The organism is Sulfurospirillum sp. SCADC, assembly GCF_000743525.1.
GTDB lineage: Bacteria > Campylobacterota > Campylobacteria > Campylobacterales > Sulfurospirillaceae > Sulfurospirillum.
The window spans coordinates 1-26,357 of sequence record NZ_JQGK01000024.1; the positions used below are offsets into that span (position 1 = coordinate 1).

25 protein-coding genes are annotated in these 26,357 nt (G+C 42.3%); 12 read left to right on the forward strand and 13 right to left on the reverse strand.

The genetic code is table 11. The annotated features are described in order from the left end of the window. The first annotated feature begins 178 nt into the window (after window positions 1-178). Window positions 179-1,174, forward strand: coding sequence for an LLM class flavin-dependent oxidoreductase (locus JU57_RS12950; protein ID WP_037961970.1), 996 nt, complete (start codon window positions 179-181; stop codon window positions 1,172-1,174). A gap of 19 nt (window positions 1,175-1,193) precedes the next feature. On the opposite strand, the gene JU57_RS12955 is transcribed toward JU57_RS12950, so the two are convergent. The 8 genes from JU57_RS12955 to JU57_RS12990 all read right to left on the reverse strand — a co-directional run bounded on the left by JU57_RS12955 (window position 1,194) and on the right by JU57_RS12990 (window position 9,878). Next, complete coding sequence (locus tag JU57_RS12955; RefSeq protein ID WP_037961973.1) at window positions 1,194-1,946, reverse strand: hypothetical protein; 753 nt, start codon at window positions 1,944-1,946, stop codon at window positions 1,194-1,196. Between the two features lie 103 nt (window positions 1,947-2,049). Further along, the gene (locus JU57_RS12960; RefSeq protein WP_037961975.1) at window positions 2,050-2,412 is read right to left on the reverse strand and encodes a thioredoxin family protein; all 363 of its coding nucleotides are present in this window, start codon (window positions 2,410-2,412) and stop codon (window positions 2,050-2,052) included. Beyond that, window positions 2,409-2,918: a pimelyl-ACP methyl ester esterase BioV gene (gene bioV / locus JU57_RS12965; RefSeq protein WP_037961978.1), complete on the reverse strand. Its 510-nt coding sequence runs from the start codon at window positions 2,916-2,918 to the stop codon at window positions 2,409-2,411. Before bioV ends, JU57_RS12960 begins: the two co-directional genes overlap by 4 nt. Next, entirely contained in the window at window positions 2,905-4,566 is a 1,662-nt protein-coding gene (locus tag JU57_RS12970; RefSeq protein ID WP_037961981.1) for an ATP-dependent metallopeptidase FtsH/Yme1/Tma family protein, read from the reverse strand. The genes bioV and JU57_RS12970 overlap by 14 nt, the downstream gene beginning before the upstream one ends. Then, on the reverse strand, window positions 4,553-5,797 hold the full coding sequence (gene mtaB, locus JU57_RS12975) for a tRNA (N(6)-L-threonylcarbamoyladenosine(37)-C(2))-methylthiotransferase MtaB (protein ID WP_037961983.1): 1,245 nt from the start codon (window positions 5,795-5,797) through the stop codon (window positions 4,553-4,555). The genes JU57_RS12970 and mtaB overlap by 14 nt, the downstream gene beginning before the upstream one ends. After that, the gene (locus JU57_RS12980) at window positions 5,778-7,388 is read right to left on the reverse strand and encodes a mechanosensitive ion channel domain-containing protein (protein ID WP_037961985.1); all 1,611 of its coding nucleotides are present in this window, start codon (window positions 7,386-7,388) and stop codon (window positions 5,778-5,780) included. The genes mtaB and JU57_RS12980 overlap by 20 nt, the downstream gene beginning before the upstream one ends. Further along, window positions 7,381-8,427, reverse strand: coding sequence for a 3-dehydroquinate synthase (gene aroB, locus JU57_RS12985; RefSeq protein ID WP_037961987.1), 1,047 nt, complete (start codon window positions 8,425-8,427; stop codon window positions 7,381-7,383). Before aroB ends, JU57_RS12980 begins: the two co-directional genes overlap by 8 nt. A 47-nt stretch (window positions 8,428-8,474) precedes the next feature. After that, on the reverse strand, window positions 8,475-9,878 hold the full coding sequence (locus JU57_RS12990; protein WP_037961988.1) for a TrkA C-terminal domain-containing protein: 1,404 nt from the start codon (window positions 9,876-9,878) through the stop codon (window positions 8,475-8,477). Between the two features lie 42 nt (window positions 9,879-9,920). Here JU57_RS12990 and tgt point away from each other — a divergent pair, with 42 nt between their 5' ends. From tgt to JU57_RS13005, 3 genes are read left to right on the forward strand one after another with little or no spacing between them, the layout of a single operon-like run. Beyond that, complete coding sequence (gene tgt / locus JU57_RS12995) at window positions 9,921-11,042, forward strand: tRNA guanosine(34) transglycosylase Tgt (RefSeq protein ID WP_037961989.1); 1,122 nt, start codon at window positions 9,921-9,923, stop codon at window positions 11,040-11,042. Between the two features lies 1 nt (window position 11,043). After that, entirely contained in the window at window positions 11,044-12,108 is a 1,065-nt protein-coding gene (locus tag JU57_RS13000; RefSeq protein WP_037961990.1) for a tyrosine-type recombinase/integrase, read from the forward strand. After that, window positions 12,105-12,887, forward strand: coding sequence for a CorA family divalent cation transporter (locus tag JU57_RS13005; protein WP_037961992.1), 783 nt, complete (start codon window positions 12,105-12,107; stop codon window positions 12,885-12,887). Before JU57_RS13000 ends, JU57_RS13005 begins: the two co-directional genes overlap by 4 nt. Here the strand turns inward: JU57_RS13005 and JU57_RS13010 are convergent. The 5 genes from JU57_RS13010 to JU57_RS13030 are packed head-to-tail and all read right to left on the reverse strand — an operon-like array spanning window position 12,884 to window position 17,685. Next, complete coding sequence (locus JU57_RS13010) at window positions 12,884-13,393, reverse strand: histidine phosphatase family protein (protein WP_037961994.1); 510 nt, start codon at window positions 13,391-13,393, stop codon at window positions 12,884-12,886. The genes JU57_RS13005 and JU57_RS13010 overlap by 4 nt on opposite strands. A 45-nt stretch (window positions 13,394-13,438) precedes the next feature. After that, window positions 13,439-13,717 (reverse strand): hypothetical protein, encoded by a 279-nt coding sequence (locus tag JU57_RS13015; protein ID WP_037961996.1) that lies wholly within the window; start codon window positions 13,715-13,717, stop codon window positions 13,439-13,441. After that, window positions 13,702-14,898 (reverse strand): MFS transporter, encoded by a 1,197-nt coding sequence (locus JU57_RS13020; RefSeq protein WP_294877446.1) that lies wholly within the window; start codon window positions 14,896-14,898, stop codon window positions 13,702-13,704. The genes JU57_RS13015 and JU57_RS13020 overlap by 16 nt, the downstream gene beginning before the upstream one ends. Continuing rightward, the gene (locus JU57_RS13025) at window positions 14,852-15,502 is read right to left on the reverse strand and encodes a response regulator transcription factor (protein ID WP_037962000.1); all 651 of its coding nucleotides are present in this window, start codon (window positions 15,500-15,502) and stop codon (window positions 14,852-14,854) included. The genes JU57_RS13020 and JU57_RS13025 overlap by 47 nt, the downstream gene beginning before the upstream one ends. After that, window positions 15,499-17,685 carry an ABC transporter substrate binding protein gene (locus JU57_RS13030; protein ID WP_037962002.1) on the reverse strand — a complete coding sequence of 729 codons (2,187 nt, stop codon included), beginning with the start codon at window positions 17,683-17,685 and terminating at the stop codon, window positions 15,499-15,501. The genes JU57_RS13025 and JU57_RS13030 overlap by 4 nt, the downstream gene beginning before the upstream one ends. Before the next feature lie 142 nt (window positions 17,686-17,827). Here JU57_RS13030 and JU57_RS13035 point away from each other — a divergent pair, with 142 nt between their 5' ends. The 8 genes from JU57_RS13035 (at window position 17,828) to JU57_RS13070 (ending at window position 26,312) form a co-directional block, all read left to right on the forward strand. Next, a complete protein-coding gene (locus JU57_RS13035; RefSeq protein WP_294877449.1) occupies window positions 17,828-19,189 on the forward strand; it encodes an anaerobic C4-dicarboxylate transporter in 1,362 nt (453 codons plus the stop codon). 213 nt (window positions 19,190-19,402) lie between these two features. Then, on the forward strand, window positions 19,403-20,254 hold the full coding sequence (locus JU57_RS13040) for a fumarate hydratase (RefSeq protein ID WP_037962004.1): 852 nt from the start codon (window positions 19,403-19,405) through the stop codon (window positions 20,252-20,254). A gap of 10 nt (window positions 20,255-20,264) precedes the next feature. Next, the gene (locus tag JU57_RS13045; RefSeq protein WP_037962006.1) at window positions 20,265-20,825 is read left to right on the forward strand and encodes a Fe-S-containing hydro-lyase; all 561 of its coding nucleotides are present in this window, start codon (window positions 20,265-20,267) and stop codon (window positions 20,823-20,825) included. Window positions 20,826-21,028: 203 nt separating this feature from the next. Continuing rightward, entirely contained in the window at window positions 21,029-22,288 is a 1,260-nt protein-coding gene (gene larA / locus JU57_RS13050) for a nickel-dependent lactate racemase (protein ID WP_037962008.1), read from the forward strand. Window positions 22,289-22,295: 7 nt separating this feature from the next. Next, complete coding sequence (gene larC, locus JU57_RS13055) at window positions 22,296-23,477, forward strand: nickel pincer cofactor biosynthesis protein LarC (protein ID WP_037962010.1); 1,182 nt, start codon at window positions 22,296-22,298, stop codon at window positions 23,475-23,477. Then, window positions 23,470-24,273 carry an ATP-dependent sacrificial sulfur transferase LarE gene (larE, locus tag JU57_RS13060; protein WP_037962012.1) on the forward strand — a complete coding sequence of 268 codons (804 nt, stop codon included), beginning with the start codon at window positions 23,470-23,472 and terminating at the stop codon, window positions 24,271-24,273. The genes larC and larE overlap by 8 nt, the downstream gene beginning before the upstream one ends. A gap of 2 nt (window positions 24,274-24,275) precedes the next feature. After that, the gene (gene larB / locus JU57_RS13065; protein WP_037962014.1) at window positions 24,276-25,022 is read left to right on the forward strand and encodes a nickel pincer cofactor biosynthesis protein LarB; all 747 of its coding nucleotides are present in this window, start codon (window positions 24,276-24,278) and stop codon (window positions 25,020-25,022) included. A gap of 117 nt (window positions 25,023-25,139) precedes the next feature. Beyond that, a complete protein-coding gene (locus tag JU57_RS13070; RefSeq protein WP_037962016.1) occupies window positions 25,140-26,312 on the forward strand; it encodes a hypothetical protein in 1,173 nt (390 codons plus the stop codon). Window positions 26,313-26,357: the final 45 nt, after the last annotated feature.

Here is a 26,357-nt window from a genome sequence, read left to right on the forward strand (position 1 = left end):
TTTACTTGTTTTTCAGGGTCGACTAGATAGCAATAGCCTAAAACCACCATCTTTCCTCCCTTTTCTATCCTGCTTCAAAATTGAAAGAGCTGAAATTTCAAACGTTAGATTTTGAGGTAAAGTTACTCTAATTTTATTTGACTATAGTGGAAGAACTTGCTTTTAACTGGAGAAAAATATGCCAAATAAAATACCTTTATCGGTCTTAGATTTAATCCCCGTAGGAGAAGGCTTTACCATAGCGCAAGCCATAGAAAACAGCACAAAACTAGCCCAAGCGGTTGAAGCGTTTGGGTTTAGTCGTTATTGGGTGGCAGAACATCACAATTTTAGCGGAATTGCTAGTGCCGCAACATCGGTCGTATTGAGTTACATTGGAGCAAAAACTCAGAAGATCAGGATAGGTTCTGGCGGAATCATGCTACCAAACCATGCCCCACTCGTTATCGCTGAACAATTTGGAACGTTAGAGTCTTTATATCCTAATAGGATAGATCTGGGTTTGGGAAGAGCTCCGGGAACGGACAGACAAACCATGCTTGCCCTTAGACGTGACATACACAATGACGGTTCAGACTTTCCGATGATGCTTGAACAGTTGCAATACTTTTTATCAGATCAAGCGGGTACAAAAGGGATCAAAGCAGTCCCAGGATACGGGCTCGACATTCCCATCTGGTTGCTTGGTTCGAGCACGTTTAGTGCCCAATTAGCGGCAGAAAAGGGCTTGCCTTTTGCGTTTGCTTCACACTTTGCACCCGATGCAATGGAAGATGCCATAAAGCTCTATCGTACGAACTTTAAACCTTCTTCACAATTAAAAGAGCCTTATATGATCATCTGCATCAATGTCGTCTGTGCTGAAACAACCGAGCAAGCCCACTACTTAGCGACAAGTGAACTTCAAAAGTTCCTGCATCTCCAACGTGGCGATAATAGTCCGTTAAGTAAACCTACACACGATATGAGTCGTTTATGGGAAGCGTGGGAAGAAAAAAGCATACGACATAAAACACGAGAGTCCATATGGGGAACGCCAGCCTTTGTGAAAGAAAAACTGGAAAGCCTTGTTCAGAGAACAGGAGCTAATGAAGTGATGATAAACTCCATGATCTATAATCCAGAGGAGAGAATAAAATCGTATGAGTTGATTTCGAAAGTTTGGTTTGAGTGAGATAGTTCTCTGTAATTGCCTAAAGTTTATCCCACCCAGTACCATCATTCTCACCTTGAATAAAAAAATCGTTTATATTGTGAGAAAAATTTGCTTTTACTTGTTCTCCACTCCCTTTTGTTATTAAAAGGGAATATTCTTGAAACAATATTCCAGGACCGTATGCCATCCTTGATAGTTCCTGACCATGTGAGATTTCTTTTAGCTCTAATTGACCAAACTGAAGATATCCACAATCATTAAAAATTTTTTCAACATGATGATAGCTATATTCTTTGTCAAAAGTTACTACATTCGATACAGCATTCCAAGAAGTTAAAGGTATTCTTACGGCTATTTCTAATGATAATTTGATAGGCTGATGTGGTTTGACAGATAGAGGTAAATTGACTTCACTACCATTATCTTGATAAAATTTTGGATTCATTCCTAAAAACTTACCATAATAGTTTTTGCCAGTTTTTGTATCTATTTCATGCGATTTATACATGATATCCCATGATGTAATTGACGCTTCTTGGAAACCTAGATTATTTAATATTAAATTGTATTTTTGTTTATATAGGGCACCATATATATCATCAGAGAAAGCTAGTTTGTTAAAAACAATAGTTGCTTGTCTCATATCTCGACCAATTTGTACAACTAGTTTTGATTTCCTTGCCTTTTCTTCGAATATAATACGTTCTGTGTGCATTTCATTTGTTCTAATGTGCCCAAATATACCAATACTAATTGCTATAAGTGATACTATAAAACTAATAGATCCCAATAATAAACTTAATTTTTCATATTTACTAATATAATACTCCTATAACATTCTTGTATTCAGATTAAAAAATAGGGCTTGTACATGTAAAAGCACCATCATCCCGCTAAAACCCCAACAACCTCGACTTCGGATCACCTTTTTGCGTATTAACTCCCAATACCATACTCTCATAAACGGCCTCGGATTTTAAACCGTATTCAACCCTTTGTTGCTCGCCTTTTTGGTTGTATGTCATACATACAGGTACAGAACGGATGCCAAAATGCTCACTTACTTTTGGGGCAGCATCGAGATCACATGTAAAAAAATCGACCTCAAAGGTTCCCTTTTGTATGACGCGCTCTACTCTTGCGTGGGCGATTTTGCATTGAGTGCAGTGGGTGGTGTAGAACAGAAGGAAAAAAGCACGAGGGGAAGGCTCGTGTAAGCGTTTAAAAACAGTGGCTTCATCTAAGGGTTGCATCATTTTAAGATGTGCCCTACTCGTTTGAGATAGTAAACGCTTGCATAAGGTACGAAGAAATTTTTTACATGTAAAGAATTTATGATGGTGTCACATTCGCCTACATAGACTTCGATGTTCACACCTTGCTCTTTCAAAGAGCGTAAGCGTTCTTCATCCCATGTATAGTTTAACAGTTCACCTAGCTCTTCAAGAGTTCCTTTTTGAAAAAATGGTTGTATATCAAACGTGGATAGATACACACTATTTTGCATAAAATTTTGTGTATAAAGGTCACTGTTTTTGGAAAAGGAAAGGGTTTGAAGCTTTTTGAATTTGGCGTCTTTGTCCCCGAAAAAGGCAGGAGAGAAGAGTTGCAGGGTGTCGATGCGCTCTTTACATGTAAAGGCATATTCAAAAGCTTTGATGGCTCCGTAACTAAAACCAGCGACGGTGAAATCGCTTTGGTTTAAGTATGGTGTGAAAAGCTCTTGCTCGTTTGCAAGGCAAAAGCCACTAAAGAACTTCATCGATGATGGCTTTAAGGCGTACTTTGGAGATGCTCTCTACACTGTAGAGTTCGTGCGATATTTTCTCTAAAACGCTGTTCATCCCTTCTAGGAAATGTTCGAGCTCTTTTTGGGCGTTTTCTAGGATGATCAAAACATCATTTTCATACGGTATGAGCTTTTCGCCCATGCCATAGACTTCGACCATCTCTTTGGCGATGGTGGTCGCGCGCTCTAAATCTTCGGTGGCATTGGTAAATTTTTCATTGTAAGCGATTTTAGTTGCGACCATGCCTGCAAGGTAAACCTTGATTTTGGAGAGCATTTGCGTCTTTGACTCGATCTCACGGTCGATGTCTTTGAGGCGGTCATTGACGATGGTTATTTTGTCAAAGTCTATCTCAAACCAGTACGCACACAGCGCTTTTGCGGCTTGGTAGAGTGCTTGGATTTTCTTCTCTTCGTCGGAGAAACTGAGGACTTTTTTCTTACCCATTAAGACTTTTTGGCGCACGGCTACAAAGTCGCCCAGCTCTAGAATGGTTGAGCCTCTGCGAAGTGCGTTGATGGCAGCTTCGTTGACAAAGGTTGCCAAGGCTGCGCCACTAAAACCAACGCTCATATTGGCGAGGGATTCTAAGTCCACTTCGGTGGGTTTGTTGCGCATGTAGGCTTTTAAGATTTCTAAGCGATCATTTTTATCGGGAAGAGAGATGAAGATGCGCCTGTCAAACCTGCCTGAGCGAAGCAGTGCCTCGTCGATGATGTCGATTTTATTGGTCGCGGCGATGACGATGACGCCACTGCTGTCTTCAAAGCCGTCCATCTCGGTGAGCAGTTGGTTGAGGGTTGATTCGCGCTCATCGTTGCGCATGCCACCGCGTGCGCGTCCTACAGCGTCGATCTCATCGATAAAGATGATGGAAGGGGCATTGGCTTTGGCTTGGGAAAAGAGCTCTTTTACCCGCTTCGCACCCATACCCACGTAAATCTGCACAAAGGTCGCGCCACTTTGGTAGAAGAATGGCACACTCGCCTCGCCTGCGACGGCTTTGGCGATCATCGTTTTACCCACGCCTGGAGGACCTACTAAAAGCACACCTTTGGGAAGCGTGATGCCATAGCGTTTGTAACGTGCAGGATTCTTAAGAAAATCGACGATCTCTTCGAGCTCCTCTTTGACATCTTGGATGCCTGCCACGTCTTTGAAGCTCACGTTGGCTCTCACGGGTCTGATGATGCTACTCATAAAAGGATCGTAATTGGCGTAGGCTTTTTGGTTGGTCTCTTGCTCTTTTTTGACATCTTCCGCGCGTTTTTTGCGTGCATAAAAAACAAGTGCAAACAGCAGACTTCCAAGCATACCCAAAATGATCAAATCTTCAAAAAATGGATTGGAGCGTTGTACTTCAATGGGCACTTTTTTAAGTAACGCACCAATGTCGATGCCATCTTTGATGATGACAAACTCGTCATTCATCCCATAAAGAAACACTTCGTTCTCTTCGACTTTGGCTTTTTTGATGCTTCCGCTGTCCAAAAGTGCGTGATACGTCGGCAGATCAATGATCTTAGGCGTAATGCGTAAATACCCAAAAGCGAGCAGTACTGCAAAAATGCTGAGTGCCATTAAAGAGAGCATCAGTTTTTGGGATTTAAAAATGCGCATAGTTTGCCTCCTGTTGAATCTCGTAGTTTTCGAGAGTAACCCACTCTTTAAGCAGGTCGCGATTGCTTTGGATAATGACTTTGTTGAAAAACTGGTCGTAGCCGATGAAGTGCTCATCTTTGTACTCTTCGACGAGGACATTTAAAGGTATTTCACTCTTTTTTTGCCTAAAAGTAATGTTTTTCGACGCTACAAGCGTTTCGATGCTCTTAAGGCGCTCTTTGGCGACATCGCCTTTGACCTCAGGTTTCATCGTACTAGAGGGCGTTCCATCGCGTTTGGAGTAGGTAAATGCGTGCAGATGCGTGAGGGGAAATTGCTCCAACATGGTGTACGCTTCGCTCCAAATCTCATCATTTTCGCCTGGATGTCCGGTGATAAAATCGGTTCCTAGCGCAAAGCCTCGCTCGCTCAGTTCTTGAAAAAGCTCCAAATCACGTTTGACATTATTGCGTCTTCGCATGAGTTCTAGCATGCGCTCCGAGGTGTGTTGAAGCGCTACATGTAAATGGCGCTCAAGCCACGGTTCGTTTAAAATCTCGCGAAAACTCTCATCGATCTGCACAGGCTCGATGCTTCCCAAACGAATACGGCGAACGCCTCGAATGGCGCCTAAGCGTTGCACGAGTTTTCCAAGGGAACTGCCTTTGTCTTTGCCGTAACTTCCGATGTTTGTACCTGTGAGCACAAACTCACCGTAGCCATTGAGGGCGAGTTTTTGTACTTGCTCGATGATCTTGCTCTCATCTTGACTTCGCGCATTGCCTCTGACGTAAGGGATGATGCAGTACGAACATCTAAAATTGCACCCCTCTTGAATCTTGATAAACGCTTTGGTTTTGCCTGTGTATTCGTGCACAATGGTTTCGTCCAAAGAGGTGAGATCGCCGATCTCATAAAACGGAGTTTCGTGTTTGAGAAGGGTGTTGATCTGCGCTTTTTCGGAGTGTCCCATAACGCCAAACACCTTGTTTTGGCTAAAAAGGCTTTCGCCTTTGCTGATCGCGCCACATCCTGCGAGGATGACTTTTTTGCCCTCTTTGGTGGCGTGGTTGATGTAACTTCGCACACCTGTGTCCGCGCCATTGGTCACGGTGCAGGAGTTGACGACGATGATCTGCGCTTCGTTTTCTTCTTCGGTCACTTCAAAATCGCTCAGATTTGCCATCATCACCTGCGTATCGTAGATGTTGGTACGACACCCGAAGGTTTTAAAAAAGACTTTTTTCATCAGGACTCTTTGGTGCATCCGGTGGAGATGAGGGGTGTTGTTGCTGAGCAATATTGATATTGTGTGTTTGGTATGCGATGGTGATGTCCTCTTCTTGATTAAACGCATCGATGATTTCGCAACCGATGGTTCCACGAAGTGCAAGTGCTGCGTACGAATTGGTCATGTACCAGCAGTTGATACAAAAGCCCTGTGGCTCGACAAAGGAGAATATGCGAGGCTCAACATTGGTGTTTTTGAGGCTGTACTGATTGCGCAATAAGTTGAGCTGTTTGCGTGCAATGTCAGTGTAGCCTTTGGCGTATTTTTTCGTAATTTCGCGCGCTAAATGCACTGCTTTTTTGTGATTGGAGTCAAAGGTAATGTAGATGTTTATGCCATCCCAAACCGTACGCATCGTGCCGTGGGTGTAGTTGGAGATGACGGAGGAAAATATAAGGTTATTGGGAATGAAGAAAACCCTTCCTGAGCGTGTGTTCTCTTGATACGATGTGAGCGTAATGTCTTCAAGCAACGTCATGCGAAGCAGCGAAATATCGATGATATCGCCAACATACGAGAGTCCATCTTTTTTGACTTTGATGCGATCTCCCACGTGGAAACTGCCACCAAAAATGATGACCATCCAGCCTAAAATGCTCATAAACCAGTCTTTCATCGCAATCGCGATACCCGCAGACGCAAATCCTAAAACAGTGACAAGGTAGGAGACATTTTCGATGTACGAAAAGAGCAAAATCAGCAAAATGAGCGTGACGTTCAGAAAATTGATGATCTTATTGGCGGTGTAAAAACGCTCATTGTCCTTGATGTAACGTTTGGCAACAAATTTGAGTAAAAGCGTGATGACAATCACCACAATAATGAAAATACCGATGTTAAACGCCCGTTTCATCTGCAACGTAATGTCTTGGGTAATGCGTATACTTGCCTCGTCCACTTTCTTTACATGTAAAGAGTAACTTGTACTCGCAATCTCTTGGGCAGCGATAAACGCGTTAAGCTCTTTTTGCGCCTCATACACCATATCTTCGTTCGTGATAATCGGCTCAATTTGGTTTATCTCTTCAAGTAGGACGAGTTTTTCTCTGAGTTTCCCCACCAAAAAGTCCAAACGATCAATGCGTGCATGGTAGTCAGCACTCTCTTGTTTGATTTTTTTAATGTACGAAAGTGCGGAAATAATCGCAAAAGGGTTGGTGATCTTAGGGTAACTCTCTAGCTCAATTGATTCAACCATCTTGCTAAAGGGTGAGTTTTTAAACTCCTGTAAGAGCTCGATCTGTTTTTCGAGAGATTCTTGTTTGCTCACCAATCGTTCGCGTTTTTCAATGGACGCTTTGTCTTTCGCATTTTTGATTTTTTTGACTTCCGCATCAACGGTAGAGAGCTCTTCGATGAGTTTTTGGTAGCTTAAGTAGTTGCCATAGCGCTTAAACCATAAATTGTCTTTAATCGCTTCATCAATCGCCGTGATTTTTTGACGAATTGCCTCGATTTTGATGCTCTCTTCGAGCTTCGATGTTGTGTTGGTTTCGGCTAAAAGAAGGTTACATGTAAGAAAAATAAGCCACAGAATTTTTTTAGGCATGAAACGCCCCTAGCGCTTCAAATACATCGGCTTTGGAAACGTTATGGCGCATCTCATTGCCACCAATTCCCTTGGCTAAGATAAACGTAATGGTGTCATTGGCACTTTTTTTATCCAAGAAAAAGGCATCGTAAAATGTCTCTAAATGGTTGATAGCATAGTGTGTTGGCAGTTCGTAATGTTCTAAGAGTTTTCGGACGCGCCCTGCTTCAATGGCAGTCAAAAGTCCTAAGGTGTACGCAAGTGCATTTGCCATCACGATGCCTATGGCTACAGCTTCTCCGTGTAAGTAGGTCGTGTAATGGGTTTGGTTTTCGATGACATGGGCAAAGGTGTGTCCGTAGTTTAACACCGCGCGTATGCCCTGCTCTGTCTCGTCTTGTGAAACGACGTCAGCTTTAATGGAAATGCTTTTATGAATCGCCAGTGTAAGATTGGCTTCTTCGCGCAAATCGTGCGTTTCTAACCACTCAAAAAAGGCTTTATCAAAGGTCACTGCCATCTTGATGATCTCCGCCACACCCGCTGCAAATTCGCGTTTAGGCAATGTTTTAAGAAACGCGCTATCGCAATACACGGCGCGCGGTTGCCAAAACGAACCAATAAGGTTTTTGCCATACGCGTTGTTAATGCCCGTTTTACCACCCACACTCGCATCCACTTGGGCTAAAAGCGTGGTGGGAATCTGAATAAAATCAATGCCTCGCTGGTAGATCGAAGCGGCAAAACCTGTCATATCGCCGATGACGCCACCGCCAAAAGCGATCAAAATGGATTTACGGTCCAATCGGTGCTCAAAACAAGCGTTTAAAATAAGGTTCAGACTCTCGAAATTTTTATACATCTCACCATCTGGCAAGATAAGCGTATGGAGCTCTTTTGCTTTGATGCGTGCTTGAAGATTTGCGAGGTGAAGTGCTGCCACGGTGGTGTTCGTGACGATCATCACTTTGGTCTCAAAGATGAGCTGTTCTAAGGTGTCAATGATGACACTGTAATCGTTTGAAGTGGTTTTGTTTAAGACAACATTGACGTGCATGTTCTTTCCGTTTTTTTTTGTTTCAATAGTACTCAAAAAGCACTTAATTATGCATTGATTGGGATGAATAGCTGGTAATTATCGGCAAGTTTAAAGTGTAATTTTTCCATATCGGTTGAAAAAATCGAGAGGACATTGGCGTCCAAAATTTTAGGACTGAAGGGTAAAAATTGCAAAATATTATCTTTATGGCGCAGTTTGACCAGTGGATTTTTATCGCTTTGGACGACATCGACTTCGCGACCGAAGATCTTGGAGAGGTTATCAAAGTGCTCAATAAGGCTATTTTTCTCATTTTCATGGTCAGGATTGTACGAGTAGAGTTTAAGCTCTAAGGAGAGTTGGGTTGCGACGTCAAAAATGACGGAAGATTCTTGCTCGATTTCATGTGCGTCATTGCTTAACACAACACCTTGGTTGAGGCTTGCAAACCCTTGTTTTCCCATTTTAAAGATAGGCAGTTTGGTTTTATAAAGCGTGCGTTTGTTTTTTTGAAAAAAGCGGTTCATCACAACGATTAACCCAATATCCATGCTCTCGGTATCGTCTCTGAGCACTTTTCGTGGATTGGTTTCAAAGTAGTCGATCATCACGTTAATATGGTGATTGTTGTAGCTTTTAACCTTATTGAGTGCTTTGGAATAGGTCGGGTTGATAATCTTTACATGTAACTTGTTGCTGTTCAGTTTTGAGTGCAGTAAGAGCGCGTCATTGAGCAACACATCGATCTCTTGGTCATTCATGCGTAACATATCGATCAAACAATAGATGCTGCTACCAAACGGCGAAGGAAACTGACCTAGTTCGCGTTTGATGCTTTTAAAGACACTCTGCAACACTTTAGGATCGCCCACCAACAGTAAAAGATCATTAGGTAAAAGCATCAGCGCAGGACGAGGCAGAATGAGCGTGTTGGAGCGGTACACGGCGGCTATTTTCCATCTGCTCTGCTCGATGGAGGCAAGATGGCGGTAGGCGTAGGAGCTTCCAACAGGGACCGAAACTTCCATAATTTCACCAATGCCAAGCCCGATGTTTTGCGCGACAATCGGCGTATTGGGAAGGTGATCGGTAAAACGAGAAGCGAGGATTTCGCGGGAGTTGAGCATCAAAAGACGTTTATCTTCGATCTTTAAATCCCATCTGTCCATGATGACCACACGCACTTTGCTATCGACACGTCTGATGTTGCTGTAGGTCGTTTTGACATCAAGTTCATTGGACATCATAATCATCACTTGGAAAAATTGTTCATTGAGGACGATGGCGAGTTTTTCATAACTGGTTGGGTCAAATTCAAAAAATTTAAAGTTTTCAGGGCGCTTTTTGGGTAAAGTCTCTTCTTTATAGGTCACAATGGTGTAGCTATTCTCCCCTGCCTCGGTTTCCATAACCTTTTCTAAAAATTGTTTTGCTAGAATGCCATCAGCGATGATTAAAATTTTTTTCATGATACGCGACTCCCTAAAATATGAGAGGATATTGTAACTAAAATGGAATTTCAGATAGATAAAACCGATGGAAGAGCACGTGCTTGTACGATAAAAACGGCACACAGCACTATCCAAACCCCTGTATTTATGCCTGTTGGAACGGTGGGCAGTGTGAAAAGCTTAGACGCTGTCGATATGAGCGAAATGCTTGGAGCGAAGATCATCTTGGGCAATACGTACCATCTTTATTTGCGCCCGAACGACGAAGTGATCAAACATTTGGGGGGGCTTCATGGCTTTACCAAATTCCCAAACAGTTTTTTAACCGATAGCGGTGGCTTTCAAGCGTTTAGCCTCAGTGACATCTCTAAAGCCGATGTCAATGGCATCATGTTTAAAAGCCACATCGATGGTTCTTCTCACTATTTTACGCCTGAGAAGGTGCTTGATATTCAGTACAATTTTAATTCTGACATTATGATGATCTTGGATGATTTAGTGGCGCTTCCTGCCACCAAAGAGCGTGTTGCTCTCTCCATCAAACGTACGACCGATTGGGCGCAGCGAGCCATTACGTATCATCAACAAAAGCAGTCTGAGGGTATTGGTTTGCATCAAAATATTTTTGCGATCATTCAAGGGGGGACTGACAAAGAGTTTCGTCGTATCAGTGCGAATGAACTCTGCGCCCTACCCTTTGATGGGTTTGCCATTGGCGGACTCAGTGTCGGAGAGAGCAACAAAGAGATGTATGAAATTGTTGAATTTGTCACGCCTTTGATGCCAACCGACAAGCCACGTTATTTAATGGGCGTTGGAACGCCTGAGGATTTGGTCGAAAACGTAGAACGCGGTGTCGATATGTTTGACTGTGTGATGCCAACCCGCAATGCGCGCAATGGTTCACTCTTTACTTCTTTTGGCAAAGTCAGCATCAAAAATGCGAAGTTTCAACGAGATGAAAGCCCGATTGATCCAGAGTGTGACTGCTTTACATGTAAACATTATTCAAGGGGTTATCTGCACCATCTTTTTCGCGCCAAAGAGCTGACTTACTTTAGACTCGCTTCGATTCACAACTTGCATTACTACCTGAACTTGATGAAACAGATGCGTCAAGCGATTTTAGAGGGTGAATTTAAAGCCTTTAAAGCAGCATTTTACGCCAAGCGAGCCAAATAAGATGCGCTACAAGGTGGATGTGAAAGAGAATTTTGAGCAGAGTCTTCTTTTTTGGCTGGATCGATTCATTAAGTCCAAACTCACCTCTCTTTCCAACCGCCATGTCGAAGAAAATGCCAAACTCTCCGCCATCATCGGCTCACTTAACCATGGAAGCGAAAGCATGTATGATCTTAAAAACCTTGCAAAAGAAGCTCGGAACATTGGGCTAATCGGCATCAACCTTTTTATCAATCCTTTGGAGAAGTTTTACCATTACCTTACGCCTATGAAACTGACCTCTTTAAAAGAGATCGATGAGGAGCTGTTAAGCGAATTTTTAGCGTCACAAACCGGCTCCCTCTCGGATGCGACGAAAAAGAACTACCGCATTGCCCTACTAGGACTTTTTAAATTCATTGATAAGCAAAATGAAGAGGAGAGTGGCAGTTCGTATCAGTTTCGCATCGAGCTTAAAAACTGGGGTGGACTTGGCGGGCGCAAAGGTGAGAAATTGCCTGCACATATGTTCAAAGAGGAGCTTTCCCGTTTTTTCAAAGCAATCGAAGAGACCGAATTTAAGCCTTACGCCCAAGCCAAAAACAGGCTTTTGATCAAGCTTATTCTTTATACAGGAATGCGTGTCAGTGAAGCGTTGGGGGTGCGACTGAAAGATATGGTCAAAGATGGAGAGTATTACGTCTTTCAAATCCGTGGAAAAGGCAATAAACCTAGAACCGCGATGATCAAGTGTGAGCACATCGTGCATGATTTGGAAGAGTGGATGGGGTATCGAAGCTCTGAGAATATGCTTCTGTTTCAAAGTCGCACAGGAAAGCCTTTGACGCAAGCGTATGTAAGCTACATCATGGACAAGATACTGCTTCATGCGGGCATTCGCAAAGAGAAAAATGGTGCACACATGCTTCGTCACACCTTTGCAACCCTGCTCTACCAAAAAAATCATGATCTGATTTTGGTGCAAGAAGCACTCGGTCATGCGGATCTTAATACATCACGTATTTATACTCATTTCGATAAAGAACGTCTTAAAATTGCAGCAGACACAATGGATGGTATGGAATGAAAAATCTTTTTGAAAAAGTCGACAGTTTTCACTTATCGGATATTAAAAATCCGACGCATCCGTCTATTTTTATTGAAGAAGCGGCGTATGACATCCTCATTTTAGCGCTGCCCTATAAAGATGAGAGTTTCAAAATACAGTCGTATGCGTTTGTGTTTGACCATACGTCATACTACTATTTCGATAAACAAAAAGCCGAATTTATCAATTTTGAGACGATGCAACGCGTGTATGAATTTTTAAATGAAAAGACCAATACGGTGATGAAGTTGGTCGCTTCGATGCACGAAAGTATTGATCTGATGGAAGAGGCACTCTACGATAATGCCCATTTTTCAAACTTTATGCATTACTGGCTTGCCAATAAAAAAGATCTCAGTCGCATTCAACGCGTGCTCACCTTGGGCGATGAGGTGCTGAGTCAGTTTATTGAGACGTATCTGAAGGAAGAGGATTTTTTAGCGATTCATTTTCAAGATATTCACGAGCACATTGGGCGAACCAATCGCTCAGCCCTTCTTGCGACCGACAAACTAAACAACTTGTACAACTTTTACACGAGCCGTAGCAATGAAAAGATGAACCGCACGATCTACCTTTTGACGATTCTCTCAGGGATTTTTTTACCCCTGCATTTTGTGGCAGGCTACTTTGGCATGAACAGCCAAGGGCTGCCTTTTAGCGACATTACGTATGGTACGAGTTTGGTCACGCTGATTATGGTCAGTTGTGCTGTCGTGATGACAGGATTAATTCTCTTTTTGAAAAAGAGACTTTAATCATTGGTATCTTTGAGGTGTTTTTTAGGGTAGTCAAAAAAGAGGATATGCCCACTCTCTTCGCAAATTTCCTTAAAACTGTGCACATCAAAACTGATGCAGACGATTGCACAGGTGGGAATATTGCTTAAAATGGCGCCACTTAGGCGTTCTCCCACTTCGGTGATGGTAGGATTGTGCGCGATGATGAAGATGGCATCATGCTTGTCATCGGTCGCATGAATCAGTTCAAGATACTTTTCGTACGAGCTTTCATAAAGAGAATCCACACTTTTGATTTTTTTCTTATCGTAATCCACTTCACGTGCGAGCTCTTTCGCCGTTTTCTCAGCGCGTTTTGCAGGACTTGTGTAGATAAGATCTGGTATGACATGAAACATCTTTAAACGTCGTCCCATAAAGACAACATCGCGTTTACCTCTGCTATTGAGCGGTCGTTCAAAATCGTCTAAGAGGGTATCTTTCCAGCTTGATTTGGCATGTCTGATTAAATATATTTTTTTCATCGTTATCCTTTTACGCATAAAACATTATATTAAAATTGTATGAGATTAATATAAAAAATTCTGTGTGACCCATTGAAAAACGAGTCTTCGTGTCACTGCAAAAAATGGAAGCTCTGTGCGCAAAAAGACTTCGAGTTTTTTCAAAGAGTAGGCATCAAGCTCCATGGCTTCACCAATGCGTGTCATCATGATTTGCATCTGTTGTAAAGAGTGCGCATCAAAAGGCTCATTGGCCTCTTCTTCAAAATAGCGCGCTTCATCGTAGTTTTTCAGCTCTTTTGTGTACTCTAATTGTAAAAAATCTTCGCTTACATGTAAACGCAACTCTGCTCCTTCTTGGCGATAAAAAATGTCAAAACAAACGAAACGACCGCGATGGCTGCTCCTATGAAAAAGACCACGCTGTGTGAATAAATCCAAACGATACCCAACGTAAAAGGTAGAAAAACTGCCGCAATATGGTTAATCGTAAACCCCACACCTGAGGTAATCGCAATATCTTTAGGATCGGCTATCTTTTGAAAATAGGTCTTAAGAGCGATGGCAATCGTGAAAAAGAGATTGTCGATGATGTAGAGTGACACCGCCATCGTTTGTGATTGTACCAAACCATAGAGGATAAAAATGAGAACAATGCTCAGATATTCGATGCGTAATGAGAGTTTTTCACCAAAACGCTCAATCAATTTTCCTGCATAAGGGGCGAAAATCATATTTAAAATGGTATTGGTGATGAGCAAAAGCACCATATTTTCGACATTGAAATGAAATTTTTCAACGAGTAAAAAACCTGCAAAAACAACGACAATCTGACGACGAGCCCCTGCTAAAAAGGTTAGGACGTAAAAAAGCCAATATTTTTTGCGCATAAAGAGTTTGGTTTCTTGAATCACATCATCTTTAAAGTGCTCAAATCCAAGCCATGCCACAAAAGCTAAAAACATCGTAACGCCACCGCTGAGTACGTAAATACCGATATATCCGACATCGCAAAATTTCATCAGCACGTAAAGAACGGCTAAGGTTCCAAGCCCAATAAAGGAGCGAATCGCCGAGAGTTTTCCCAAAAAGGAAGGCGCATTTTTTTTGTCGATCCATTGCAGGCTGAGTGAGTTATTGAGCGTTTCTAAGTAGTGAAAGCCAATGGACATAATCAGCGTTGTGGTGTAAAGTCCCAGTGTTGTGGGGAAAAAACCCGTCAAAAAGGTGCCAAGCCCTAAGAGAAAGAGTGAAAGATACGCCGCATTTTGCTGACGAAAAATGAGCAAAACAAAGACGATACTAAAGGCTAAAAGTCCAGGAACCTCACGAATGCTTTGCAACAAACCGATTTTTTCACCATCAAATTGCGCAGATTCAATGGCAAAGTTATTCAGAAGTGAATTCCACGCGATAAAAGCGATAGGAACGGCGGCTGCAAAAAGATAGAGCAGCTGTTCACGTGTGGCAAAAAAGGCTTTAATGTTCATAATTGAGTCTGTATCCGATGCCACCTTGATTTTCAATGGTATCTTCAGGAAGTTTTTTACGCAGACGCTTGACCAAAGCTCGAATGTTCTCTGTCGTGGTAAGTTCCCCACCCCAGACATACTGCTCAATGCGTTCAAACGAGATATTTTTATTGAGATTTTTAGTGAAAAGATTGAGCAAAAGAATCTCTTTTTTAGCCAGTTTGATCTCTTTACCGTTTCCATCGAAGAGTTGCTCATGCTCTATGGAGTAGGTAAACCCATTGGATAAGGTCACACAGCAAATTTTAGGCCTACAGAGTCTCTCAATTTTGGTCTCTAATTCGTACATGTAAAACGGTTTTTTGAGGTATTCATCGCATCCTTTGCTGTACGCTTCTTGAATGGTGTCGAGTTCTACGTTGGCACTGATGATAATGGAAGGTGTGGCATTATCCATACTGCGTATCTCTTTGAGAAGGCTCAGTCCATCCATGCCAGGAACGTTGATGTCAAGAATAAAGCAGTCATAGCCATTGTCGATCGCTTCAAGGGCACGTTTGCCATCGCTGAAAAGATCAACATGGTATTTCTTTTGCTCTAGCGCTTCAACAATAAGATTGGCTAAGCGTTCATTGTCTTCTAAGACCAATAGTTTCATGCAGCTCCTTTAGCTTTTTGAATGGTGATACAAATTTGGGCACCACTCTTTTTTTGTTTAGCGACAATTTTTCCACCCATTTTATCTTCAATAATCAAACGTGCCATATAAAGCCCAAATCCATCGCCATTGGCTTTCGTGCTCATAAACGGATCAAAAATGGATTCGAGTTTACTCTTTTCAATCCCACAGCCATCATCGCGGATAGAGAGATAGATGTTCTCTTCATTGCCTTCTATTTCAATTTCAATGATACCCTCGGTACTCTGTGTCTCTCTTTTTTTTAATATACTATCTTTTGCATTATTAATGATATTTAAAACGCACTGTTTAAATTCATTTGGATAACCAAACGCTAAGAGTGGCGCTGGATCTTTTTGAATAATATTGATTGTGATGTAGTTGTATTTCACACTGTGATTGACCACACTTAAGAGCGTATTGATCGCCTCGCGTACATCAAAAGCGGTTTGTGTCGACGAAGGTTTGATAAATTGTCTAAAATCATCAATCGTGATAGACATATATTTCACTTGGGTCATAATGTCATCCACAAATTTTTGTGTATCTTCTTCATCCAAAGGTTTTTTACGACGCTTGTAGATGAGTTCTTGCGCAATCGCTGAAATCTCAACCAAAGGCGTTTTCCATTGATGGGCAATGCTTGCGATCATCTCCCCTACTTCGGACTGTTTTGAGCGCTGAATCACAAACTGTTCATGACGTTTTCGCTCTGTATCAATGCGCTTTTTCTCGGTAATATCCGTAAGAATGGTGACAACACCTGTCTCTTGGTTGTTCTCATCGGTATAGTACGTTCTGCGAACGGAAAAGATAATCTTATCTTTATAGGGAATGTGCATCTCAATTTCAGCGCTTGTGGGGCAATCAAGCGGTACTTCTTGAATTGCATCGCAAATGGTTGGCATAATTTCTTTGACATGCTTGCCAATAATGTCAAATTTATCACGTTCTAAAATCTGGCACAACTGATCGTTACAGCCCAAAATTTTGCCATCATTGGCTTTCCAAAAAATAGCACTTTGGATATTGTTTAAGAGCACGTAGTCGAGTTTTCCTTGGCGCAAGAGCTCTTTTTCCAGTGAAATTCGCTTGATAATATTTAAAACCAAAATGGTTGTGAGCAAAAGTAACAGTGGCATCAACGCAAATGCGTTCTCCACAAATTTGCGGTGCTTCTCGTAAAAGCTTTCAACACCGTTTAGTACCTCAGCAGGGGTAGGAACGTCATTCAGTGAAATAGCAAATTTACGCAAAATATTGTTATCAAAAACATAGGTGCCTTTTGGTATTTCGACAGGCAGTGAACTGATTTGCTTACCATTAATGAGCTCAAATGCTTTTTTGGTAGCAAGCATTCCTTGCTCATACGGATTGACCATATACCCACCAATCACCCCTTCTCCAACATGAATATGATTGAGTGCAAAGATGGGGTATTTTGAACGCTGAAAAAAGGCTTGGAGTTTGTAGTAAGGAACGTATTTACCATTTATATCTCTGTAAAAACTGGTAAACAAAATGGCGCTGTGTTTTGGAAGTTTTTCAATTTTAGTATCAATCGCATCAAAATCGATCTGATTGTCAAACACGACACGGAATTTGTCTTGAAAATTATTGGACTCATCAATAATCTGATCTTTGATTACTAAAGAAGAGTACGCATCATCGCTTATAATGTATACCATTTTAATGGCAGGAAAGAGTTGATAGATCAACTCGAGATTTTTACGTATATCTTTATACTCAACAACACCGGTTACATACGGCTTCATCGTATCATTAATATCTTTGGGATTAAAGTTTTCAACACCACAAAAGATGATAGGCGTTTTAGGAAAAAGCTCTTGCTGATATTTAAGGGCGAATTCATAGGCATAGTTATCGGCTACGATGACGGCTTTGTAGCGACGATTTCTAAATTTTTTTTTGTAAAGATCGAGCAGCTCTTCGAAGTAGTGCTCCGATTCTATTTTTTTACTATCCATATATTCCGTCGTCAGTTCATACTGAGGGTGTTTTTGCATAACATTTTCCACACCACGCGAAATTCCATCACTCCATTTAAGCCCTTTGTTGTAGGAGTGAAGCAGTAAAATTTCATTTGAAAATAAAAAAGAGCTGTAAATAAATAAAATAATTATTATTTTTAAGTTTAACATGGGTTTCCAGACTTATTTTTTTGTTATATTAGCAAAAAGGTCTCATTTATATCCTAAATCGGAGAATATAATGCTATCTGAAAATTATATTTTAGCTCTAAGTTAAAGTTAAAATATAAAAAATTATCTCAAAGGGGTTTTTATGTCAAGCATGTTTTGGATACAGTTGCTTGTAGTATTGGTCGTCTTGTTCTTTGCTGCAAGAAAAAGTGGTATAGCACTCGGACTTATTGGTGGGGTTGGTGTTATTGTATTTGTATTTGGATTTGGTTTAGCACCAGGTAAGCCACCAATTGATGTTATGTTGGTTATGCTTTCCGTTGTCTGTGCGGGTGCGGCTCTTCAAGCATCTGGTGGTTTGGATGTTATGTTACAACAAGCGGAGAAACTCCTTCGAAAACATCCTCGGTATGTTACTGTTTTGGCACCGCTTACAACGATTATCTTGACGTTTCTTTGTGGTACAGGACACGTTGTTTATACATTGCTTCCTATTATTTATGATATTTCTATTAAAACAGGCAATAGACCAGAACGTGCAATGGCAGCAAGTACCATTGCAGCACAAATGGGTATTATGATCTCTCCTGCATCGGTTGCGGTTGTTTCTATGATCGCATTGATGAAAGGTCATCCATTGGTTAATGGTCAAGATCTAGGTCTCATTCAACTCCTTCAAATCACAATGCCTTCAGCATTTATTGGTGTTTTGGTGGTTGGTTTTGTCAGTATGTTTAGAGGCAAAGACTTGGATAAAGATCCTGAGTTCCAAGAGCTTATCAAAGATCCTGAGACTAAAAAATATGTTTACGGTTCAACGGCTACATTACTTAATAAAGTCTTTACACGTAAACAATACATCTCTGTATGGCTTTTCCTTGGTACCATTGCTGTTATCGCGATCCTTGGTATGTTCCCTTCATTGGTTCCAACCTTTACGATCAAAGGCAAATTGACACCACTTTCAATGGTTGATGCCATTCAGATGTTTATGCTTGCCGTGGCTGCTATTATCTATGTCGTGGCTGATCTTAAATCAAAAACAGTTGTTGAAACAGATGTCTTTAAAGCAGGTATGACTGCGGTTATCGCTGTTTTTGGTATTGCTTGGATGACTTCAACGATGTTTGGTGCACACACAGCAGATATTAAAGCAAGCATGGGTGATCTTGTTAAAGTCTATCCATGGGCGTATGCGGTTGTCTTGATCCTTATCTCTAAACTGATCAACTCACAAGCGGCGGCTGTTTCAGCTATGGTTCCTATCGCTCTTGCGGTTGGTGTAGAACCTGGTATGATCGCTGCATTTGCTGCTGCAGCGTATGGTTACTGGATTCTTCCAACATACCCAAGCGACATTGCGGCACTTTCATTCGACCGTGCAGGTACGACTAAAATTGGTAAATTCGTTATCAATCACAGCTTTATCTTGCCAGGCTTTGTGGGTGTAACAACAGCATGTTGTTGTGGTTTCTTGTTTGCAAAACTTTACGGTTTGATCTAAACTAAATCCTTTTTCTGCCCCAAGCTTTGGGGCAGAAGCTTTTGAAGATCCTTACATGTAAAGATCTTCAGAGGTGCTCTCCTTTTAATGTAAACTCAACCAAGCACCTTTACCCCATCATTTTGGGTAGAAGATGATAAAATTGATTTCAGGTACTTTTTTAAGTGCTTAAAATCAGTTTTAACCAAAAACCAACTTTTTCGGAGAGGTAAAATGAGAGAAATCAAGTACGAAGAGATCGTCAAGAGTGTAAAGGATATGATTCTTTACAGTGCAACCAACTTGCCTAAAGATGCTTACAAAGCATTGGAAGACGCCTATAAAAATGAAAAAAGTGAAGTCTGTAAACAAGTGTTGAAGCAGATTTTGGATAATGCAGATATTGCAGCCAATGAAGCAAGACCTCTTTGCCAAGACACAGGCTTAGCCGTCTTTTTTGTCAAAGTCGGCGAAGATGTTAAAGTGGTTGGCGGTAGTTTGAAAAAAGCGATCAATGAGGGAACAGAGCAAGGCTACAAAGAGGGTTATTTAAGAGCGTCTACCTGTCATTGGGACACACGTGCTAACCTTAAAGACGAAGTCGGCTACAACCTTCCTGCGATCATTCACTTCGACCTTGTTGAGGGTGATAGTTTAGACATTGAGTACGCAGCAAAAGGTGGCGGTTCTGAGAACGTCTCACGTGCGACTGTATTTCCTCCTGCCAAAGGTAGAAAAGGTATTATCGAATACGTTAAACAAGTGATTTCCGATGCGGGTCCAAATCCTTGTCCTCCACTCACCGTTGGTGTTGGTATTGGTGGAACCTTTGAAAAAGCGGTTATCTCTTCTAAACATGCCCTTTTTAGAGAGCTTGGAAGCAAAAACCCCGATCCTGTTTTGGATTCAATGGAAGAAGAGTTGATGGTACTTCTCAATAACTTAGGTATTGGTGCTATGGGAATGGGTGGAACGAATACCGTTCTTGGTGTTCACATCGAGAAAAACCCTTGCCATATTGCGAGCTTGCCAGTGAGCGTTAACGTTCAATGCCACAGTTCACGCCACATGCACATCAAGTTATAAGGAGACTATCATGAGCAAAACATATCATTTAACAGCACCACTCAGTGACGCAGATATTACACCACTCAAAGCAGGTGACATTGTTTATTTAACCGGTGTTGTCTATACAGCACGTGACGCAGCACACAAAAAATTGGTCGATCTTTTAGATGCAGGACAACCTCTTCCTTTTGACATGAAAGGCGCGGTGATTTATTTCGTTGGACCAACCCCTCCAAAACCGGGCGATCCAATCGGCAGTGCCGGTCCTACAACTTCTTACAGAATGGACTCCTACTCTCCAAAACTCATCAATGAGCAAGGTCTTAAAGGTATGATCGGTAAGGGTAAACGAAGCCAAGAAGTTTTGGATGCGTGTGTTAACTCCAAAGCCATTTACTTTGGTGCAACAGGTGGTGCGGGCGCACTACTTGCGCGTCAAATCAAAAGTGCTGAAGTGATCGCCTACCCAGAACTAGGCCCTGAAGCGATTCGTAGACTTGAAGTTGTTGATTTTCCTTTGACGGTTATTAATGATACGTATGGTGCTGATCTGTATAAAATTGGTCGCGCACAATACGAAGTATTTTAGGCTATTTTTTTATGTTATCGTGAGGGCTCATTTGGCTCTCACGTCTTTTTTGATCGAAATTTTTATTAAAACGCGTTTGACTTTTTTGGATTCGCTCGTTTTGATAAATGTTTATTTAGGTCATTAATCGGTGATAAAATATCATATATATTTGTTTATGGAAATGCCTAAACAAAATTAAGTACTAAAAAGAAGGATGCGCAATGAACGTAACGGTTGGTTATGGCAAAGATGAAACATTTGAGTTAGAGATAAGTGCGAAACAACTGGTAGGCGTTTATAACCCAAATAGTGTTCCTAAAATCGACTACAATCACGCGATTGATGAGGCGTTGTTGCATACGCTTGGCAAAGAGAGTTTCGATCATTTTATTGATACCAATGAGCGCATTGTCTTTATTGTCAATGATGGCACGCGCCCTACTCCAACGCGTAAAGTGCTTGAGCGCATTTATCCAAAGATTAAAGATAAAGATATTTATTTTATCGTGGCAACGGGTTGTCACAGGGCTCCCACCGAAGAAGAGTGGCATTTTATCTTAGGCAAAGAGATCTACGAAGATTTACATGTAAAGAATCGTCTTTGGAGTCATGACTCACGCAAAGATGCGATGGTTTATCTCGGAAAATCCACTAATGGCACAGAAATGCACCTTAATAAAATCGTTGCTGAAGCCAAAAAAGTCTGCGCGATTGGCTCGGTAGAACCCCACTATTTTGCCGGTTACACGGGCGGACGCAAAGCGTTTTTACCGGGTGTTGCGGCGTTTGAGACGATTGAACAAAATCACCTCTTAGCGCTTCATCCCAACGCGCAAGCACTCTCTTTAAAAGGCAATCCCGTTCATGAAGATATGATGGACGCGATGAAAGTGTTAAGCCACATTGATGTCTTTGCAATTATGACCGTTTTGGACAGCGATCATGACATTTGTGCCGTAACGGCAGGCGACTTGAGCGATTCGTTTTACGCCGCGATTGATAAAGCCGATGAAGTTTTTTGTGTGAATATTCCGCAAAAAGCGGACATTGTTATCTCAGTGGCGCCCTATCCGATGGACATCGACCTTTATCAATCGCAAAAAGCCCTTGATAACGGCAAACTTGCGCTTAATGATAAAGGCATTCTCATCATGGTGGCGAAGTGTCGTACGGGCATTGGCGAGGAAGGATTCTTTAAACTGATGAGTTCGGCGCACTGCCCACAAGAAGTGCTCAATAAAATCAAATGCGGTTATAAACTTGGCTACCACAAAGCGGCTAAAATGGCGGAAATTAACCTCTGGGCGCAAAGTTGGGCGGTCAGTGAACTGAGCGATGAAGAGATGAAAGCGGTGCATTTAAAGCCTTACCATGATTTACATGTAGCACTCGCTGAGGCGATCAAAGAAAAAGGTGAAAACGCGAGCATCATCGTGCTTCCTTTTGGCTCCATCACCGTTCCTAAAGTCGTGAGTAACTAGGTTTATTATGAGAGTTCTTTACTACGACTGCTTTAGTGGCATCAGCGGCGATATGAATCTAGGAGCTCTCCTTGATTTGGGCGTCAGCGAAGCGCATTTAAGGCAAGAACTCTCCAAACTCTCTTTGGATGCTGCGTTTGAAATGGTGGTTGAAAAAGCCAGTAAATTGGGCATTAGCGGAACGAAAGTTACGGTGAAGCTCACCCATCAATGGCATACGCATCCTCACGTTCACCGAACCTTTAAAGAGATCGAAGCGATCATCAACAACAGCACACTGGCTCAAAGCATCAAAGAGCGAAGTTTAAAGATGTTTTGGACAGTCGCTTTGGCTGAGGGGAAAATCCACGATAAAATGCCGTATGAAGTCGGCTTTCACGAAGTCGGTGCGATTGACTCCATCGTCGATATTGTCGGCGCTTCCATCTGTTTAGAAGCTTTACATGTAAAGAAAATTATCGCTTCCAAAGTTGAACTTGGCGGTGGGTTTGTCACCTGCGCGCACGGTACACTTCCTGTGCCTGCACCTGCAACAGTGGAAATCCTTCAAAATGTCCCCGTCACCCTAGGACGCGTGCTTTTTGAGACAACAACGCCCACAGGTGCGGCAATCCTTAAAGCCAATGTCGATGCGTATGAAGCCAAGCCCTCGTTGGTGATTGAGAAGATCGGGTATGGCATCGGGCATAAGGATTTTAGTATTCCCAATGTTTTGCGTGTTTATTTGGGCAATGAAGAAGAACGCGTGGACGAAGAGGTTATTTTAGAGACAAATATCGACGATATGAGCCCTGAAATACTCTCTTACGTGCAAGAGCAACTATTTGAAGTGGGTGTGAAAGATGTCTACACGACGGCGATTACGACCAAGAAAAACCGTTTGGGTGTGAAGCTCAGTGTCTTGGTCAGTCTGGACAAAGAAGCTGAGGCAAAACGCATTATCTTTTTGGAGACAACCTCTATCGGTTTGAGGCGCTCCCTTGTTGAAAAGATCGCGTTGGAGCGTGAAATCAAGCAAGTGCAAACGCCTTACGGTGAAATCAGCGTCAAATGCGCCTATTTTGAGGGCAAACGTGTAAAATACAAAGCCGAATACGAAGCGTGCAAAAAAGCTGCACGTGAGCATAATGTGCCCATAGCATTGGTTTACGAAAGTGTCACGTTAGCGATGGGAAACGAAAATGTATAAAAAATACGAACGTTTAGTCGAAATTATCGGTTCATATGAGAGCCTTGTGGTTGCCTTTTCGGGTGGTGTTGACAGCAGTTTTTTACTTAAGGCGGCACACGATGTTTTGGGTGAAAACGCCATCGGCATTACGGTTTCAACGCCGTACATCGCTTCGTGGGAAGTTTCCGATGCGATTTGCATCGCCGATGAGATCGGTGCGCGTCACGAAGTCGTTGTTAAACCGTGGATCGAAGCGATTCGCGAAAATCCCAAAAACCGATGTTACCTCTGCAAACACGCCCTCTTCTCTTCCTTGATTGAAGTCGCCAACCAAAAAGGGTTCAGTGCTGTCGCTGAGGGAAGCAATGTCGATGACACCAAAGAGTACCGACCTGGGCGTGTGGCATTAGGAGAACTCGGCATCAAAACCCCACTCCTTGATGCAGGTCTGACCAAAGAGGAGATACGAGCCCTCTCCAAAGATATGGAGCTCTCAACATGGGACAAACCTTCTTATGCGTGCTTGCTGACACGGTTTCCTTACGGCAAAGCCATCAATGAAACAGCACTGGGCATGGTAGGAATGGCGGAGGGCTACATGATAGAACAAGGTTATGGCAACATAAGAGTGCGCTATGAAGAGGGTTTAGCAAGGATTGAAATGCCACAATCGCATGGGGTTCATCTCCTAAAAGACCAACGATTGAGCGAAATCTGCGCGTATTTTAAGTCGCTAGGATTTTTACATGTAACGCTTGATCTTGAAGGTTACCGACACAATTCTGTCGCAGAATCTCTCAATTTGGGAGCCTAAAGATGTGTGGACAAAGCATTGAAAAGCTTTTAGAAGCCGTTCAAAATGGTGAAGTGAGCGTTGCTGAAGCACTTCAAAAGATCAAAGCGCAACCCTTTGAAGAGTTAGATTTTGCCAAAATCGACCATCATCGAGGGGTTCGTTTGGGCTATCCTGAAGTGATTTACGGTGAGCGTAAAACGCCGGATCAGATCGCTCAGATTACCCAAAAATTGCTCGATCGTGACAATAATATTCTCATCACCCGTGCCAATGAAGCGGCGTATCAAGCCGTTCAAAGCATCGCTCCCGAAGCCAAGTACAATGTGATGGGTCGAACCATCACCATCGAGCGCGAGATCACGACACCACCTTCGAGTTACATCGCCATCGTAGCGGCAGGAACGTCCGATCTTTACGTGGTCGAAGAAGCCTATGAGACAGCGCGCATCTTGGGCAATCACGTCAAAAAAATAGTCGATGTGGGCGTGGCAGGGATTCACCGCTTGTTCGCGCATTTGGAGGTCATCCAAAACGCCAAAGTGGTCATCGTCATCGCAGGTATGGAAGGAGCCCTTGCCAGTGTCATCGGAGGCTTAGTCGACAAACCCGTCATCGCCGTTCCCACCAGTGTCGGTTATGGCGCCAGTTTTGGAGGCATCGCAGCGCTTCTTTCCATGCTCAACAGCTGTGCAAGTGGCGTAAGCGTCGTCAACATCGACAACGGCTTTGGCGCGGCGTATAACGCGAGTATTATCAATCATCTTTAAAAAAGGGATTTTCCTTTCTTCTTTTCATAATTTTGCTACAATAATTTATTCAAAACATTCACAGAAAATTTTAAGAACTTGCTTTACATGTAAAACTATATGAGAGGGAAGAAAAAGATGATCATTTTTCATTTGGGTTTTGCATGGTTAGTCGTTGTGATATTTAGCCTTATTCTTGGTCTTTTTGGGTTTTATATCGTAGCATTTATTCTTGGATGTTGTCGTCCTTTTATACAAAAAGAACTTCCCAAGGTTTCACTGAAAAATCCTTGGACGAAACGTCTCTTCTTATTTTTAGTGGGGTTTAACTCCTTTTTTTACTTCCAACAGTGTTATGAGTGGATAAGCCCTAAAGAGAGTGCATACCCAAATGCTAAATGTTACTACGCCGCAGGTAATGTGGTAGCTCTTTACCGAGCATTCCTCTCTCCTAGTAATCCCATAACCTACTGGCTTGTGTACCCTCATCGTCTCTTGTATGCTATGGCAACACCGCTCATTCCACACGAAGATGGCGAGTTGGCTTTATGGCGGTACCATTGGTTTGTCTATCCTCATGCAAGAGGCTTTTCCATGCCTCACTATCTTTATGAGAGCAATACCAATCCCTTGTTCCGTAAAGAAGGAGCCGTGGCAACCTTTACTTGGGAGTTTATCAAGGCAGTCCATCACGATAACTTCAAAGATAAAAACATCCGTGAACAACACGCCCTACGAGACTTACCCTTAGCCGCACTCTACCTTGATGAAATGTATAACCACGAAAAAGTTCCCTCATCCATCTTTGTTACCCCTGAAGCCGAAGAGGTCATCACTCATAAGCCGATTGTGTATAGTAAAGATCAGCAATATATGCTTGATGGACCAAACAAAAAAGAATCGGAAATGTTTCGTGCAATGTATAACAACCTCTGGTTCGTAAACCAAAAGTCCTACTACATTGCCACCACGGCTTATGAAGCCTTGAATGCTTTAGAAGCCAAATGGAAAACCTCCCCCTTGATGCAACAAGAGCTTAAACAACATCCTAGTCTTGAAGCCACACGCATTGCTGCCATGATAGCGATGCTGGAAAGAGGAGCGTTTCATTATAAGCTAAATATGAATGATATTTCTTGCACCCATCCGTATGTTTTACACTACATTGCCTTGCGTCAAGAGCTTAAAGCAATGGCGGACAACACCGCTTCACTCTTGATTGATAATTTAGACAAGAGATATATAGAAGGAGGCATAGGAGCTGAGTTATATAAATATGTTTTTGAACACTATTGTAACCCAAACTGCTAGTTGCGAAGAAGGGTCTAAAAATTGCTTGAGACTCCATAAAAAGCC